The organism is Rhodococcus sp. NS-SX18, from assembly GCF_057367935.1.
Genome location: NZ_CM170633.1, coordinates 5,438,236 through 5,454,220 on the forward strand (window position 1 = coordinate 5,438,236; position 15,985 = coordinate 5,454,220).

A 15,985-nucleotide genomic window follows, 5' to 3' on the forward strand; every position below is an offset into this window, starting at 1 on the left:
CACACCGAGCCCTGGAGCGTTCAGTTCCGTTCGACCTCGATGGGGTGGGTGGCCAGCAGCGCGAGCGGCAGCGGCTGCCGGCGCAGCACCCGTGCCCACAGGTCGACCCGGGGCGGCCCGAGGATGTCCTGGGGGAGGGCGGAGATGACCATCCAGTCGTCGTTGCCGAGCTCGCCGTCGAGCTGCCCGGCGCTCCATCCGGCGTAGCCGGCGAAGATGCGGATGCCTTCGACGAGCGGGGCGATGACGGCTGGATCGGAGTCGAGGTCGATCATGACCACCCGCCCGTCGATCCGGCGCACCCCCGGCACCCCGTCGACCGAGACGCCGACGCGCAGCGTACCCAGGCACAGAGCAGAGTCCCGCCGGACGGGACCGCCGACGTAGAGCGCCTTGGGCGCGGCGCTGAGCTCCGTCCACTGCGGCAACACGGCTTGGACCGCGGTGTCGCTGGTGCGGTTGAGCACCACGCCGAGACTGCCCACGTCCCCGTGCTCGACGATGTAGACGACGGTGCGCCGGAAGGTCGGCTCGACGAGGTCGGTGGCCGACACGAGCAGCGTTCCGGGTCGGACGGCCGGTGTCGCCGGTGCCGTGCGGTCCTCGGGTTCGTCCTGATGCTGCGCCACCCCGACATCATCCCACCGTCGCCGACGCGGCGTGGCGGCAAGGCGGGGAGACGTTCAGGAGAGACCGGCGGTCTCGGCGAGTACCGCGAGGTGATGGTCGAACAACTGCTCGGGGTCGGTGAAGGAGTCGGTGCCGTACTGGCCGAAGACCTCGAAGTTCACGGCCCCGAACAGGGCAGCCCAGACCAGCACACCGCGGGCCAGGGCCGCGTCGGGGACACCGGAACCGAGTGCGGCGCGGATCCGGCCGAGATCGGTGGTGAGGCTGTCCGGCACGGCGACGGTGGCCGGGACGCGGAGGGCGCCGGCGGCGTACGCGGCGTCGAGGATACGGAGGAGCCGGACGACGACGCGGGTGCCCGGGCCCGTGGTCTGCTCTGCGGGAGCGTGGTACCCGGGAACCGGACTGCCGAACAACAGGGCGTAGCGCGCGGGTTCGCGTAGCGCCCAGGTCCGCACCGCGCGGCCGAGGACGCGGAACTGCTCGGCGTGGGCGTCGACGGCGACGTCGGCGAGCGCGTCGTCGACGGTGTCGGCGAGTTCGGTGTAGCCGTCGACGACGAGGAGGGTGAGCAGTTCGTCGCGGCTCGCGACGTAGCGGTACACCGCCGAGGAGACGACGCCGAGGTCGCGGGCGACGGCGCGCAACGACAGGGCGGCGGCGCCGTGGGTGGCGAGATGTTCGCGGCCGATCCGCAGGATGTCGGCCATCGTCTGCCGGCGGGCGCGGGCGCGGGGGGTTCCGGTCATGGCTTTCACCCTGCCAGATCCGTGAGCACTGTCAACAAAAGTGAGCACTGCTCTTGACTTTCCCCGCCGCGGCGCGCATTGTTGTCCCGAACAGAGAGCAGTGCTCACACTTCGAAGGAGCTGCACACCATGTCGAATCTGCAGGTCGTCACCGGCGCCGGTCCCGTCGGCTGGACCGTCGCCGAACAACTCGCCGGCCGGGGCCACCGCGTCCGCGTCCTCACCCGGTCCGGCAGTGGTCCGGAGCATCCGCTCGTCGAGCGCCGCCGGGTCGACGTCTCCGATCCCGCCCGGCTCGGTCCCGCCCTCGAGGGCGCCGGGGCCGTGTACCACTGCATCCACGGCTCCGCCTACCGCGCCGACACCTGGGAACGCGAACTGCCGGCCGCGGAGCACACCGTTCTCGAGTTGGCCGGGCGCACGGGCGCAGTCGTGGTCTTCCCCGAGAGCCTGTACTCGTACAGCGAACCCGAGCGGGTCATGACCGAGGCGTCGCCGCGCGCGAGCACCACCGGCAAGCGGGGGGTACGGGCCCGGTTGCTGGACCGCCGTGCCGAGAGCGACACCCCGACCGTCAGCGTGGTCGCGTCCGACTTCTTCGGACCCCACGCCCGCAACGCCCACGCGGGCGAGCGGATGGTGCCGACCGTCCTGGCCGGGCGCAGCCCCCGCGTACTCGGCTCACCCGACGTCCCGCACTCGTTCACCTACGTGCCGGACCTGGCGGCCGCCATGATCGCGGCCGCGTCGAATCCGGCGGCGTGGAACCGCGTCCTGCACGCCCCCACCGGCCCGGCCGGCACCCAGCGCGAACTCGTCGCCGCGTTCGCCGCCGCGGCGCAGATGCCGGCTCCGAAGGTGGGCACGATCCCCACCTGGCTGCTGCGTGCCGCCGCACTGGTGAACCGCGACGCCCGCGAACTGGCCGAGATGCTCTACCAGTTCACCGATCCGTTCGTCATGGACTCCACGTACAGCGAGGAACTCCTCGGCCTGCGCCCGACGCCGCTGCCCGAGGCCGCGGCCGCGACGGTGCAGTGGTGGCGCGAGCAGTGAAGCTCACTTCCCGGTCTGGGACGCGGCCGCCCGCTCGTCGAGGTCCGCAAGGGTGATCGGGTGCCGCGGGGGCTCGTCGACGACGACGGTGCGGGTCACCCGGAGTTCGCCGTCGACGTGCAGCAACTCCCCGCTGCGCAGGTCCGACCAACCCGGATCCTCGTCCATGCGCTCGCTGGCGACCACGACCGCCGGTTGCCGCGCCAGGTGGCCCGAACGCACGCGGACCGTGCCGGCCTCGCTGGCATGCTCGAGGTGGCGGCCTCCGTGCGGGCCACCGGCGGGACGCTCGAGGACGAACAGGTCGTGGGTGTCCGGATACCGCAGCGCCCACAGCTCCGTCGCGGTCGTCAGGACCACGTTCAATGCGTAGACGGGCAGATTTTCGGCGGCCCACCGGACCGCGGCCGTCAGGCCGGCACCGACGTCGCCGCCGTGCTCGTCGATGCGGCGGGTGACGAGCGCGAAGAACCGCTCCGAGTCCGTCTCGCCCGCCACGAGATCGCGGTACGGGCCGAGTTCGGCCTCGAGCCGCGGCAGGTCGCCGAGGACACCGTTGTGGGCGAACAGCCGCCCGCGCTGCTCGAACGGATGCGTGTTGCCCACGTCGAGACCCCCGGTCGAGGCGAACCGGATGTGCGCGACGAACGTCTGGGAACGCCGCTCCTTCGCCTCGGTGGCGAACGCGCGGTCCTCGTACGCCGCCAGCGGTTGCTTCTCCACCACCGGGCGGCCGTCGTCGGCGAACGTTCCGAGACCGGTGCCGTCGGGTTCGCGCCGGCTCTGGCGGGCCAGCGAATCGGACGCGTCGAGCAGCCAGAACGTGGCGTGTACCCGGTGCGGCGCGGCGGTCAGCCCGAACAGTCGGCACATGGCGGTGGGTCCCCTCTTCCGGAAGTTGCCGGTTGCGCCGAGGGTAGGCCGGGGGACGTGGCGGGGGAGGCAGAACCGTCGCAGCGAGACGACCCGCGCCGGACGGATAGTGTCGGACACTGTGCGGGAGTCGAGGCGGCAGGCGTGGCGCTCCACGGCGACGGCGCTGCGCCGGTCGCCCGGACTGGCCCGCCTGACGACCGTCCGTTTCGCCAGTCAGTTCGGCGACGGGCTGTTCCAGGCTGCGCTCGGTGGGGCGATCCTGTTCAATCCCGAGCGCCAGACCGATCCCGCCGCGATAGCGGCCGGATTCGCGGTGCTGCTGCTGCCGTACTCGGTGGTCGGACCGTTCGCCGGCGCCCTGCTCGACCGGTGGGACCGTCGCCTGGTGCTGGTCGTCGCCAACGCCCTGCGCGGCGTGCTCATCCTCGCGATGTCGGCGCTGCTGCTCACCGGTGGCGGTTCCACCCCACTGCTGCTGCTCGCCCTCGCCGCCGTCGGTGTCAGTCGCTTCGTGCTCGCCGGGGTCTCGGCGTCCGTCCCGCATGTGGTGCGTCAATCATGGCTGGTGCCGGTCAATTCCGTGCTCGCCACGGTGGGCTCGGGAATCTCCGCGGTCGGGGCCGGCGTCGCGGTCACCGCGATCGGTCTCGTGGGGGAGGGCGACTTCGGTTCCGGGGTGGCTGTGGCCCTCGGCGTCAGCGGATCCGTGGTTGCCGCGCTCGCCGCCGGCGGCTTCGCCCGTCACGCGCTCGGTCCCGACCGGGCCGTGCAGCGTCACCCGATCCGCGCCGTCGCCGCCGGCCTGCACACCGGCGCCACGGCGGTGTGGGAGGCGCCGGGCGTCACCGTCGCGATGATCGGCATCGGCGCGCACCGCATCGTCTTCGGCATCGACACGCTCGTCATGGTGCTGGTGCTGCGCGACCCCGACGGTGCCACGCTGCCGGGCGGGCTCGTCGGGTTCGGTGTCGCCGTCGGAGCCACCGCCACCGGGATGCTCGTCGCGGCGGTCGCCGCCCCGCTCGTCATCCCCCGCCTCGGCCGGCCCCGCACCATCGTCACGGCACTGGCGTGTGCGGGCATCGTCCAGCTCGTCCTGGTCACCGGGTTCGACGAGACGGCACTGCTCGCCGCCGCGTTCCTGCTGGGTCTCGTCGGTCAGACCGTCAAGCTCACCGGGGACGCCGCGATGCAGATCGAGATCGACGACGCCCGGCGCGGACAGGTGTTCGCCCTGCAGGACACCGTGTTCAACATGGCATTTCTCGCGGCGATCGTCGCGGCCGCCCTGGTCGTCGCGCCGGACGGCCGCAGCCCGCTGCTCGCGCTCGCCGGAGTGGCGGTGTATGCCGGCGGGCTCGTCGCGGCAACGGCGGTTCGCCGCCTGCGCATGTGAGTCTCCACGGTTTCGGGCGCCGGATTTGTTAGGTTCGCGGGGCATTTTCCCGAGCATCCCGGAGGAGAACGCCATGGCACGCAGGCACCGCACACCGCTGTCGGCGCTCGCCCTGGTCTCGTTGGCTCTGCCGCTGCTCGCGGTGCCCGGCCACGCATCGGCCGCCCCGCCGGTCAACTCGTGCGGGGAACAGGGCTTCGACCCGGCCGTGGAGCCGCCGGACCCCGGCGCGCCGCAGCTGCCGCGGATCGACATCCCGCCCGTCGTGAAGATTCCCCTGCCGTACCCCGAGATCGTCCCGGTCCCGGTCCCCGGACCGGAACCCGACGACACCCGCGTGCCGCAGGAGCCGTTACCCGCCGATCCGTGCGCCGACCCGTGCCCGGATCCGGGTCTCGCGCCGGACGCTCCCGATGCCCTCTCGAGTGGCTCGAGTGGGTCCGCCGGCTCGAGCGGATCCTCGAGTTTCCTGCCGCGCGTCGAACTCGATCCGCAGCCGGAGACGATCCCGATCCCCGTGCCCGGCCCGCCGGGGGCACCCGTCCCGCCGGCCCCGCCCCGGGAGAATCCGCCGTTCGAGCCGGGCACGGTCACCGCCCGTCCGCCCGCGCCCGTCGTCGGCGACGTCGAACTGGTTTCCCAGCTCACCGGTCCCGGCTCGGAGAATCGCACCGACGCGCGCTGGGCCGTGCACGGCACCGATCTCGGCATCGTGTGGGAGACGCGCCCCGGCGAGGTGGCCCTCGCCTTCGGCGACACCTTCGGTGCGCAATGGTCCCCGCCGGGCGGGGCCGGCGGCGACTGGCGCAGCAACGTCCTGGCGTTCAGCCGCGATGCGGACCTGTCGGACGGCCTCACCATCGACGCGATGGTGCAGGACAGCCCGTGCCACGCCGCGGAGATCCTCGATGCGCGGCATGTGAAGAACTTCGAGACCACCGTCATCCCCACCTCCGGCTTCGCGATCGGCGACCGCCAGTACCTGAGTTACATGTCCGTGCGACGGTGGAGCGTCGTGCCGGGCATGTGGTACACGAACCACGGCGGCATCGCCTACTCCGACGACCACGGGCAGACATGGGTGAAGGATCCACATGCCCGCTGGGACAACGTGTTCGGACTGGGCCGGTTCCAGGTGGCGACGATGGTGCCGCACGGCGACCACGTCTACATGTTCGGCACTCCGAACGGCCGCATCGGATCGGTGGGCCTGGCCCGCGTGCCGGTCGACGGCGTGCTCAACCCTTCCGCGTACCAGTACTGGGTACACGACCGCTGGATGCCGGTCTTCGAGCAGCTCGCCACCCCGCTCGCCGACGGAGCGGCGAGCGAACTGTCGGTGCGGTTCGACGCCGCGCGGGGCCGCTGGCAGATGAGCTACCTGGACCCGATCGCCGGCAACATCGTGCTGCGCGAATCGGATTCACCTCAGGGCCACTGGTCCGATGCCACACCGCTGGTACGGACGACCGACTACCCGAAAGCCTACGGCGGCTTCATGCACCCCTGGTCCGACGGCACGGACCTGTACTTCACCGTGTCGGAGTGGGACAGTTACAACGTCTACCTGATGCGCGCCCGCCTGGGCTGAATCCGGCTGCGCCGCAGCGGCGCCGAGCGAACGTACTGTTCCCCTCCGCAACCCGGCGGAACGGTCCGTTCGCCCGGTCAGCGGGCGGCGTGGATGCGGACTTCGGTGGCCTTGACGACGAACCACACCGTCGCACCGGGTGCGAGGGCGAGATCGGCTGCTGCGGACGTGGTGACCTCGGCGGAGATCCCGGACTCGGCGGCGCGGACGAGGACGGTGGCACCGCGGACCTCCAGTTCGTCGACGACGACGGCGAACGAGTTGCGGGGGCTGCCGTGCGGCTCGTCGGCATAGACCGCGACGGCCGCGGGGGTGAACACCGCGACCGCCGAATCCCCCGGCACGCAGTCGTCGTCGGGCACACCCCGCACCCGGCCGACGACGGTGTCGACGCCGTCCGCGGTGAGGGTGCCGGCGAGCAGGTTCAGTCCCGCGATGCGGGCCGCGAACGCGCTGCGCGGCCGGGACAGCACGTCGCGCACCGTGCCTGCCTCGACGATCCGGCCCCGGTCGACGACGACGGCACGATCCGCGAGGGCGAGGGCGTCGAGCGGGTCGTGGGTGACCACGAGTGCCGTGCGTCCGGCGTCCTTCAGGACCGTGCGCAGCAGCGACCGCACGGCCGGGGCGGCCGTCACGTCGAGGGCGGCCAACGGTTCGTCCAGCAGCAGCAGCCGTGGGTCGGCGGCCAGGGCGCGGGCGATCGCGACGCGCTGGGCCTGGCCGCCCGAGAGCTGGTGCGGCTTCCGGTCGGCGAGGTCCGTCGCGCCGACGGCGGCGAGTTGCCGCCACGCCGCCGCGCGGGCGGCCGATCGGCCGCGGCCGGTGCTGCGGGGAGCGAATGCGACGTTGTCGAGGACGCTCAGGTGCGGGAACAGCAGGGGCTGCTGGGCGAGCAGCGCCACCGCGCGACGGTGCGGCGGCACGGCCACGCCCGTCGCCGTGTCGGTGAGAACCCGCCCGTCGACTTCGACGCGGCCGTCGTCGGGCTGCAGCAGCCCCGCGATCACGTTCAGCACGGTCGACTTCCCCGCACCGTTGGGTCCCAGGACGGCGAGCACGGTCCCGGACTCCGCGGCGACTGCGAGGTCGACGTCGCGGGACTCGACCCGGGCCCGCAACTGCAGTCCGGTCACAGCCCACCCGCTGTCCGTCGCCCCCGCGCGGCCACGACGATCACGAGCGCGACGACGACGAGCAGCAGCGACAGCGCCACCGCGGCGTCGGCGTCGGTCTCGCGCTGGAGGTAGATCTCGAGCGGCAACGTGCGGGTGACGCCCTGGAGGCTGCCGGCGAAGGTGAGGGTGGCGCCGAATTCGCCGAGTGCCCGGGCGAAGGCGAGGACGGTGCCGGACGCGAGTCCCGGCAGCACGAGAGGGAGGGTGACCCGCCGGAAGACGGTGGTCGGTCGTGCCCCCAGCGTTGCGGCGACCGCCTCGTACCGGGTGCCGGCGGTGCGCAGAGCACCCTCGAGACTGATCACCAGGAACGGTAGCGCGACGAACGTCTGCGCGAGGACCACAGCCGTGGTGGAGAACGCGATCCGGATTCCGAGCAGCTCGAGGTACTCGCCGATCAGTCCCCGGCGACCGAAGGTGTAGAGCAGCGCGATGCCACCGACGACGGGCGGCAGCACGAGTGGCAGCAGCACGATCGAGCGCAGCACCGGAAGGCCGCGAAAGGTGCTGCGTGCGAGCACAGTCGCCATCGGCACGCCGAGCATGACGCACAGCACCGTAGCGGCACCCGCGGTGCGCATGCTCAGGGTCAGGGCCTGCAGGGAGGCCTCCGATGTCACCAGATCCGGGAAGTGCCGCCAGTCGACGGCGAGGATCAGCGACAACAGCGGCACGGCGACGAACAGTCCGCCGACGAGCGCGGGGACGTAGATCCACGCCGGCAGCCCCGCCGGACGGACGCGCGTCACGGGGCCGCGAATCCGTACTCGGACAGGATTCGTCGCCCGTCCGGACCGGTGACGTACGCGACGAACGCCGCCGCCGGGGCATTCTCGGCATCGGCGAGGACGGCGACGGGGTAGGTGTTGACGGCCGCGGCGGACTCGGGGAACGGCACGGTGGTCACGGCGTCACCGACCTGTCGGGCGTCGGTGACGTACACCAACCCGGCGTCGGCCTGGCCGCTGGTCACCTTGCCCAGCACGTCCGTCACCGACGACTCCTCGCTGACCGGAGCGAGGTCGACACCCGTGGCCTGCTCGATACGGGCCGTCGCCGCGCCGCACGGCACCTGCGGCGCGCACACGACGACGTCGGCTCCGGGCCGGCTCAGGTCCGCGAAACCGGTGGTGCCGAGCGGGTTGCCCGGCTCGGTGACGATGGTGAGGGTGTTGGCCGCGAAGTCCACGGGATCGCCCGCGACGAGACCGGCGTCGACGGCCTCGGTCATGTTGGCGGTGTCGGCGGTGGCGAGGACGTCCGCCTCGGCCCCCTGCGACAGGCGGGCGACGAGATCCGACGAGCCCGCGAAGTCGAACACGACGCGGGTGCCCGGATTGCGGGCCTCGAAGTCCGCACCGATCTCCCGGAAGGGAGCCTGCAGCGACGCGGCTGCGTACACGGTGAGCTCCCCCGCGGCCCCGGACGGTGACGCCGGGTCGCCGCCGATCTCCCCGGCGCATCCGGCGAGGGCGAGCGCGGCGACGACAACTGCGAGAGCGCGTGTCACGATGTCCCTCCGGGAGTCTCGACGATGACGGTCGTGGCCTTGACGACGGCGACCGCGAGGCTGCCCGGTTCGAGGCCGAGTTCCCGGACGGCCTCGCTGCTCATCAGCGAGACGACGCGGTGCGGGCCACACTGCATCTCCACCTGCGCCATGACGGTGTCGGCGACCACCCGGGTGACGATCCCTGCGAACCGGTTGCGGGCGGAGCTGCCCACGCCGAGCAGATCGGGCGCCTCGTCCGCCTGCCGCCGGGCGAACTCGGCGAGGTCGGCTCCCTCGACGATCTTGCGCCCGGCCCCGTCCTTGCCGGCCGGCAGGGTGCCCTGGTCGATCCATCGGCGGACGGTGTCGTCGCTGACGCCGAGCAGCCGCGCGGCGTCCTTGATGCGAATCTGCGTCACGATGCAGACATTACTTCCGCATCTGCGGACCTATCAACCGATGGAGTAACGAATCTGCGGATCAGTACACGTCGCGCACGTAGCGCTTCTCCGCGGCGAGCTGCTCGACGTACGACTCGGCGTCCGTCTCGCCGAGCCGGCCGTGCACCTGCACCACCTCGCGCAGCGTCTCGTCGACGTCCTTCGCCATCCGGCTCGCGTCGCCGCACACGTAGAAGTGGGCGCCGTCCTGCAACCACTTCCACAGCTGCGCTCCGTGCTCGCGCATCCGGTCCTGCACGTAGATCTTCTGTCGCTGGTCGCGGGAGAAGGCGAGATCGAGCCGGGTCAGGAAGCCGTCGGCGTGCATCGCCTCGATCTCGTCCCGGTACAGGTAGTCGGTCGACGACCGCTGATCGCCGAAGAACAGCCAGTTCCGGCCGGTGTGGCCCAGCTCGCGGCGATCGTGCAGAAAGGCCCGGAACGGTGCGATACCCGTACCGGGTCCGACCATGATCATCGGGGTGTCCGGTGTCCGGGGCGGCCGGAAGTGCGTGCTGCGCTGGACGAAGATGGGAATGTCGACGCCGTGACTGTGGTCGGCGAGGAAGCTCGAGCACACCCCCGCCCGGGCGATGCCCTCGTAGTTGTACCGCACCACCGAGACGGTCAGCTGCACCTCGCGGGGGTTGGTCCGCGGGCTCGACGAGATCGAGTACAGGCGGGGCTGCAACCGCTTGAGCACGGGCAGCCATTCCGCGATCGGCGCCTTGAACGGATACGCCGCGATCACGTCCATCGCCTGCTTGCCCCACAACCACCGTTGCAACTCGATCTTGTTGCCCGGCCGCAGCAGCTTCGCCAGTTCCGCGCTCTGGGTCTGCTCGTGGACGAACCGCAGCAGCTCGGGGGTCACGCGAGCGATCTCGAGGTGCCGGGTCACGGCCTCGCGCAGCGGAATGGTCGGCAGATCGGGGAATTCCACGGGTGTTTCCGGATCGAGCGCCGTGACCTGGAGCCACTCGTCGACCGCCTCGGGGCCGTTGGTGGGCATGACACCCAGCGCGTCGCCCGCCTCGTACCCGAAATCCGGGTCGTACAGCTCGAATCCGAACTGGCGCACATCCTTCGACGAACCCGACCCGCTGAGCGGCACGTTCCGGGTCAGCCGGGTGACGAGCGGTGCCTTCCGGCTGTAGGCGGGTCCGGACGTCGCCGGCGGTCCCGGGGCGGCCGGGACCGGCACGGTCCCGTCGAGGCGCACGAGTTGCTCGACCGTGGCGAGCCATTCGCCGGCCGGTCCCTCGTAGTCGGGTTCGCAGTCCACCCGCTGCGTGAGCCGGGTGGCCCCGAGTTCGGCGAGGCGCTCGTCGATGCGGCGGCCGTGGCCGCAGAAGTCGTCGTAGCTCGAGTCTCCGAATGCCAGCACAGCGTAACGGGTGTCGGGGAGGCGGGGGGTGTCGTCCTGGTCGAGAGCGTTCCAGAACGCGGCGCCGTTGTCCGGCGCGTCACCGTCGCCGAACGTACTGGTGACGACGAGCAGATCGCGCACCCCGGTCAGCGTGGACACGTCGACGTCGTTCATCCCGGTCAGGGTGACCGACCTGCCCGCGGCGCGCAGCCGCTCGGCGCACAGCCGGGCGAACTCCTCGGCGTTGCCGGTCTGCGAGGCCCACACCACGACCACCGGCGCCGCCTCGTCGGTCTCGATCCCGTCGGACTCGTCGCGGTCCTCCGCGGTGTGCGAGAAGTGACCCGCCAGCATCCCGTCCACCCAGGCGCGGGTGGCGGCCGGCAACGGAGCGGACGCCGGGAGCACGGGGACACCCGCCTGCCCGGACTCCCGGAAACCCGCCAGAAATCCGGTCAGATAGTGCTTTCCGACCTCGTCGAGCACCGGCCGTGCCGTATCTCCCAGCCCGAGTGCGGAGGCGAGACGGTCGGCCGAGGCGTCCGGCGAGTCGTCCCCGGCCGACGTCGCGACCTTGGTCAGCGACACCGCGCACACCTTGAACTCCGGCTGCAGCGACGCGGGATCGACGGCGTCGTTGGTGACCGCGTTGACCGCCAGGTTCTCCCCGAACATGTCGTTCCAGTGGAACGGGGCGAAGCAGCATCCCGGCCGGACCCGGTCGGTGACCACGGCCGGCAGCACCGCCCGGCCGCGACGGGACGCGATCTCCACCTGGTCGCCGTCGGATATCGAGAGTCGCTGCGCGTCGGCAGGATTGACTTCGACGAAGGGACCGGGGTTCAGTTTCCCGAGCTTGGCGACCTTTCCCGTCTTGGTGAGGGTGTGCCACTGGTGCTGGACGCGGCCGGTGTTGAGAACGACGGGGAAGTCGTCGTCGGGCATCTCGGCCGGCGGCATGTGGGGACGGGCATGGAACACGGCCTTGCCGGTGGCGGTGGCGAACCGCAACCGGGGGAGAGAGCCGTCCCCGGACCTGAGCAGGGTCTGGCTCACGCCGTCGTTGAGATAGCGGATCGGGTTCCGGTCGGTCGCGCCGTCCGGCGGGCACGGCCACTGCACGGGGGTCTCGCGCAGCCGGTCGTAGGTGATTCCGCGCAGGTCGTATCCGGTCTTCGGGTTCCGGAAACGCCTGATCTCCTCGAAGACCTCTTCGGAGCAGGAGTAGGTGAACGCCTCGGCGTAGCCCATCGCGCAGGCGACGCGCGCGATGATCTGCCAGTCCGGCAGGGCCTGCCCGACCGGGTCGATTGCCTGTCGCAACAGCGTCAGGTTGCGCTCGGAGTTGACCATCACCCCCTCCGACTCCGCCCACAGGGCTCCCGGCAGCAGGATGTCGGCGTACGCGGTGGTCTCGGTCTCGAGGAAGACGTCCTGTGCGACGACGACCTCCGCCCGCTCGAGCGCTTCGACGACGGTGCGTCGATTGGCTACGGACGCAACCGGATTGGTGCAGATGATCCAGCAGGCCCGGATGTCACCGGCGGCCATCTGCTCGAACATGTCGATCGTGCCCTTGCCGACGGTGGTGGGGATGGCACCGGCCGGCAGCCCCCACTGCTGTTCGACGAAGGCTCGCTCGGCGTCGTCGAGAACGGACCGCTGCCCCGGCAGACCGGGTCCCATGTACCCCATCTCGCGCCCGCCCATGGCGTTGGGCTGACCGGTGAGCGAGAAGGGGCCGCTGCCGGTGCGGCAGATCGCGCCGGTGGCCAGGTGCAGGTTGCAGATCGCATTGGTGTTCCAGGTGCCGTGCGTGCTCTGGTTCAGGCCCATCGTCCAGCACGACATCCAGTTGCCCGCCTCGCCGATCCACCGCGCGGCCGTGCGGATGTCGTCCTCGGCCAGTCCGGTGATCTCCGCGACCCGCTCGGGCGTGTAGTCCCCGAGGAAGGCCGTCATGGCCTCCCAGCCTTCGGTGAACTCCGCCACGAAGGCCCGGTCGACGTGCCCGTTCTCGACGATCAGGTGCAACAGGCCGTTGAGCAGCGCCAGATCGGTCCCGGGCGCGATCTGCAGGAACAGGTCCGCCTTCTCCGCGGTGGGGGTGCGCCGGGGGTCGACGACGACGAGTCTGGCACCGGCCTTGACCCGGTTCATCATCCTGAGGAAGAGGATGGGATGGCAGTCGGCCATGTTCGCGCCGCTGACGAAGAACAGGTCGGCGTGGTCGAAGTCCTGGTAGGAGCCGGGCGGGCCGTCCGCGCCGAGCGACTGCTTGTAGCCGGTGCCGGCGCCGGCCATGCACAACCGGGAGTTGGACTCGATGTTGTTGGTACCGACGAATCCCTTCGCGAGCTTGGTCACCAGGTACTGCGCCTCGAGCGACATCTGTCCGGAGACGTAGAAGGACAGGGCGTCGGGGCCGTGCTCGTCGAGCACCCCCCGCAACCGGCGGGCGGTGTCGGCGATCGCGGCGTCGACGTCCACGGGCACCGGGGTGGCCCCGCGTTCGGTGCGACGGTACGCGGTCTCCATGCGTCCGCCGGCGGCCATCATCTCCGCGCTGGTCGCCCCCTTCGTGCAGAGGCGCCCGAAGTTGGTGGGGTGGTCCTTGTCGCCGTACGCGTCGAGCACGCGGCGGGCACCGCTGGCGGGATCGAGGCCGACCTCGAGCACCATGCCGCAGCCCACGCCGCAGTATGAGCAGGCGGTCTTGACCTTCGTGATCTCGCCCTGCATCGAACCGCTCCTCACCTGGGTCGGCCACGTTCCTCCGGCCGGGTCTCATGCTCCCGACCCCGTGTTTCGTGGGCATTAACCGTGGTGAGTCCCCGGTGACATCTGGCTCACGATTCGCCGTCCGGACCGGTGAGAGGGTGCGCGCGCACTCCGAACGCGCGGCATCCCGCCGGCTGACACAGCCGGCGGGATGCCGCCCCAGGTGTGGAGGATCGGCCGGGGAAGGCCGATCCTCGAGGATCAGGTGAGGTCGAACCGGTCGAGGTTCATCACCTTGTTCCATGCCGCGACGAAGTCCTGGACGAACTTCTGCTGCGCGTCGGCGCTGCCGTAGACCTCGGCGATTCCACGCAACTGCGAGTTCGAACCGAAGACCAGGTCGACGGCCGTGGCTGTCCACCTGACCTCACCCGAAGCCCGGTCGCGGCCCTCGTAGACGTTCTCGGTCGACTCGGACACCTTCCACTCCGTGCGCATGTCGAGCAGGTTCACGAAGAAGTCGGTGGTCAGTGCCTCGGGCCGATCGGTGAACACGCCGTGGGCGGATTGCCCGAAGTTGGCGTTCAGGGCCCGGAGTCCGCCGACGAGCACCGTCATCTCCGGAGCGGTCAGCGTCAACAGGTTCGCCCGGTCCAGCAGCAACCGTTCCGGCGGCTGCTTCTCACCGTCGCGCAGGTAGTTGCGGAACCCGTCGGCCCGGGGCTCGAGTACGGCGAACGACTCCGTATCGGTCTGTTCCTGCGAGGCATCGGTGCGGCCCGGCGAGAACGGGACCGTGATCTCGACACCGGCGTTCTTCGCCGCCTGTTCGACTGCGGCGCAGCCGGCCAGGACGATCAGATCGGCGAGCGAGACCTTCTTCGCGGACTGACCGCTGTCGAAGTCCTGCCGGATCTGCTCGAGGGCCTGCAGTACCTCGGCCACCCGGCCGGGTTCGTTGATCTCCCAGTTCTTCTGCGGCTCGAGGCGGATGCGGGCACCGTTGGCCCCGCCGCGCTTGTCGGTGCCACGGAAGCTCGCCGCCGACGCCCACGCGGTGGCGACCAGCTGCGGGATGGACAGTCCCGACTCGAGGATCTTGGTCTTCAGGGCGGCGATGTCGTCCGCGCCGATCAGTTCGTGATCGACCGCGGGAACCGGGTCCTGCCACAGCTGCGCCTCGGGGACCCACGGTCCGAGGTAGCGCGTGACCGGCCCCATGTCGCGGTGCAGCAGCTTGTACCAGGCCTTGGCGAACTCCTCCTCGAATTCCTTCGGGTTGTCCAGCCAGCGACGGGTGATCGGCCCGTAGATCGGGTCGAACCGCAGCGACAGATCCGTGGTCAGCATCACCGGTGTGTGACGCTTGGACGCATCGTGGGCGTCGGGGACGGCGTCGGCGGCGGCCCCGTCCTTCGGGATCCACTGCCACGCGCCGGCGGGGCTCTTGGTCTTCTCCCACTCGTAGCCGTACAGGGTTTCGAGGTAGGTGTTGTCCCATTGCCGCGGGGTGGGGGTCCAGGCGCCCTCGAGCCCGCTGGTGATCGCGTCCCCGCCGACGCCGGTGCCGTAGGAGTTCTTCCAGCCCAGGCCCATCTGCTCGATGGGGGCGGCCTCGGGCTCGGGACCGACGTGGTCGGCGGTCGCGGCACCGTGGGTCTTGCCGATGGTGTGCCCGCCCGCGATGAGTGCCGCCGTCTCGATGTCGTTCATCGCCATCCGGCCGAACGTCTCCCGGATGTCGATGGCCGCGGCGAGCGGATCCGGATTACCGTTGGGCCCTTCGGGATTGACGTAGATCAACCCCATCTGCACGGCGCCGAGCGGGCCGGACAGTTCCCGCTCGCCGCTGTACCGCTCGTCCCCGAGCCAGGTGTCCTCGGGGCCCCAGAACACCTCGTCGGGCTCCCAGATGTCCTCGCGGCCGAAGGCGAAACCGAACGTCTCGAATCCCATGGATTCGTACGCGCAGTTGCCGGCGAAGATCAGCAGATCCGCCCAGGAGAGCTTGCGGCCGTACTTCTGCTTGATCGGCCACAGCAGCCGGCGCGCCTTGTCGAGGCTCGCGTTGTCGGGCCAGCTGTTGAGGGGAGCGAAGCGCTGGGCGCCCTTGCCGCCACCGCCCCGGCCGTCGGCGATGCGGTACGTGCCCGCGGCATGCCAGCTCATCCGGATGAACAGCGGGCCGTAGTGGCCGTAGTCGGCCGGCCACCACGGCTGCGACGTCGTCATCAGCGCGAAGATGTCCTGTTTGAGGGCCTCGACGTCGAGGCTTGCGAACTCGTCGGCGTAGTTGTAGTCCGGTCCCATCGGATTGGACAGGGGCGAATGCTGGTGGAGGACCTGCAGATCCAGCTGGTTGGGCCACCAGTCCCGGTTGGTCCTGGGCCGATGCGGCTTCGGCTCGGGAGACGGGATTACCGGATTTTCGCTTTCACTGTTGGACACGTCGGCCCTTCCTTCCGGATGCGGTGAATCTGACGGTGA

Annotated in this window: 12 protein-coding genes; 3 read left to right on the forward strand and 9 right to left on the reverse strand. The window is 70.8% G+C overall.

Annotation, left to right across the window (positions count from 1 at the left end; genetic code table 11):
- Positions 1–20 precede the first annotated feature (20 nt).
- Both AC2IPW_RS25010 and AC2IPW_RS25015 read right to left on the reverse strand, forming a co-directional pair.
- A complete protein-coding gene (locus AC2IPW_RS25010; RefSeq protein ID WP_054370794.1) occupies positions 21–629 on the reverse strand; it encodes a YqgE/AlgH family protein in 609 nt (202 codons plus the stop codon).
- Between the two features lie 54 nt (positions 630–683).
- Positions 684–1,379: a TetR/AcrR family transcriptional regulator gene (locus AC2IPW_RS25015; protein WP_003936679.1), complete on the reverse strand. Its 696-nt coding sequence runs from the start codon at positions 1,377–1,379 to the stop codon at positions 684–686.
- 129 nt (positions 1,380–1,508) lie between these two features.
- Between AC2IPW_RS25015 and AC2IPW_RS25020 the strand changes: the two genes are divergently transcribed.
- Entirely contained in the window at positions 1,509–2,435 is a 927-nt protein-coding gene (locus tag AC2IPW_RS25020; protein ID WP_486375954.1) for an NAD-dependent epimerase/dehydratase family protein, read from the forward strand.
- 3 nt (positions 2,436–2,438) lie between these two features.
- On the opposite strand, the gene AC2IPW_RS25025 is transcribed toward AC2IPW_RS25020, so the two are convergent.
- Positions 2,439–3,308 (reverse strand): class II glutamine amidotransferase, encoded by an 870-nt coding sequence (locus tag AC2IPW_RS25025; RefSeq protein WP_003936677.1) that lies wholly within the window; start codon positions 3,306–3,308, stop codon positions 2,439–2,441.
- A gap of 121 nt (positions 3,309–3,429) precedes the next feature.
- On the opposite strand from AC2IPW_RS25025, the gene AC2IPW_RS25030 reads away from it, so the two are divergent.
- Positions 3,430–4,707 (forward strand): MFS transporter, encoded by a 1,278-nt coding sequence (locus tag AC2IPW_RS25030; RefSeq protein WP_486375955.1) that lies wholly within the window; start codon positions 3,430–3,432, stop codon positions 4,705–4,707.
- A 73-nt stretch (positions 4,708–4,780) separates the two neighbouring features.
- Positions 4,781–6,298 (forward strand): glycoside hydrolase family 183 protein, encoded by a 1,518-nt coding sequence (locus AC2IPW_RS25035; RefSeq protein ID WP_486375956.1) that lies wholly within the window; start codon positions 4,781–4,783, stop codon positions 6,296–6,298.
- A 77-nt stretch (positions 6,299–6,375) separates the two neighbouring features.
- Here AC2IPW_RS25035 and AC2IPW_RS25040 read toward each other — a convergent pair whose 3' ends face one another.
- The 6 genes from AC2IPW_RS25040 to katG all read right to left on the reverse strand — a co-directional run bounded on the left by AC2IPW_RS25040 (position 6,376) and on the right by katG (position 15,946).
- Positions 6,376–7,434: a sulfate/molybdate ABC transporter ATP-binding protein gene (locus AC2IPW_RS25040; RefSeq protein ID WP_486375957.1), complete on the reverse strand. Its 1,059-nt coding sequence runs from the start codon at positions 7,432–7,434 to the stop codon at positions 6,376–6,378.
- On the reverse strand, positions 7,431–8,225 hold the full coding sequence (locus AC2IPW_RS25045; protein ID WP_486375958.1) for an ABC transporter permease: 795 nt from the start codon (positions 8,223–8,225) through the stop codon (positions 7,431–7,433). Before AC2IPW_RS25045 ends, AC2IPW_RS25040 begins: the two co-directional genes overlap by 4 nt.
- On the reverse strand, positions 8,222–8,986 hold the full coding sequence (gene modA / locus AC2IPW_RS25050; protein WP_486375959.1) for a molybdate ABC transporter substrate-binding protein: 765 nt from the start codon (positions 8,984–8,986) through the stop codon (positions 8,222–8,224). The genes AC2IPW_RS25045 and modA overlap by 4 nt, the downstream gene beginning before the upstream one ends.
- On the reverse strand, positions 8,983–9,387 hold the full coding sequence (locus AC2IPW_RS25055) for a TOBE domain-containing protein (protein ID WP_124258689.1): 405 nt from the start codon (positions 9,385–9,387) through the stop codon (positions 8,983–8,985). The genes modA and AC2IPW_RS25055 overlap by 4 nt, the downstream gene beginning before the upstream one ends.
- Positions 9,388–9,448: 61 nt before the next feature.
- Positions 9,449–13,519, reverse strand: a complete 4,071-nt coding sequence (locus AC2IPW_RS25060; RefSeq protein WP_486375960.1) for a bifunctional nitrate reductase/sulfite reductase flavoprotein subunit alpha — start codon at positions 13,517–13,519, stop codon at positions 9,449–9,451.
- 240 nt (positions 13,520–13,759) lie between these two features.
- The gene (gene katG / locus AC2IPW_RS25065) at positions 13,760–15,946 is read right to left on the reverse strand and encodes a catalase/peroxidase HPI (RefSeq protein WP_010595419.1); all 2,187 of its coding nucleotides are present in this window, start codon (positions 15,944–15,946) and stop codon (positions 13,760–13,762) included.
- Positions 15,947–15,985 lie beyond the last annotated feature (39 nt).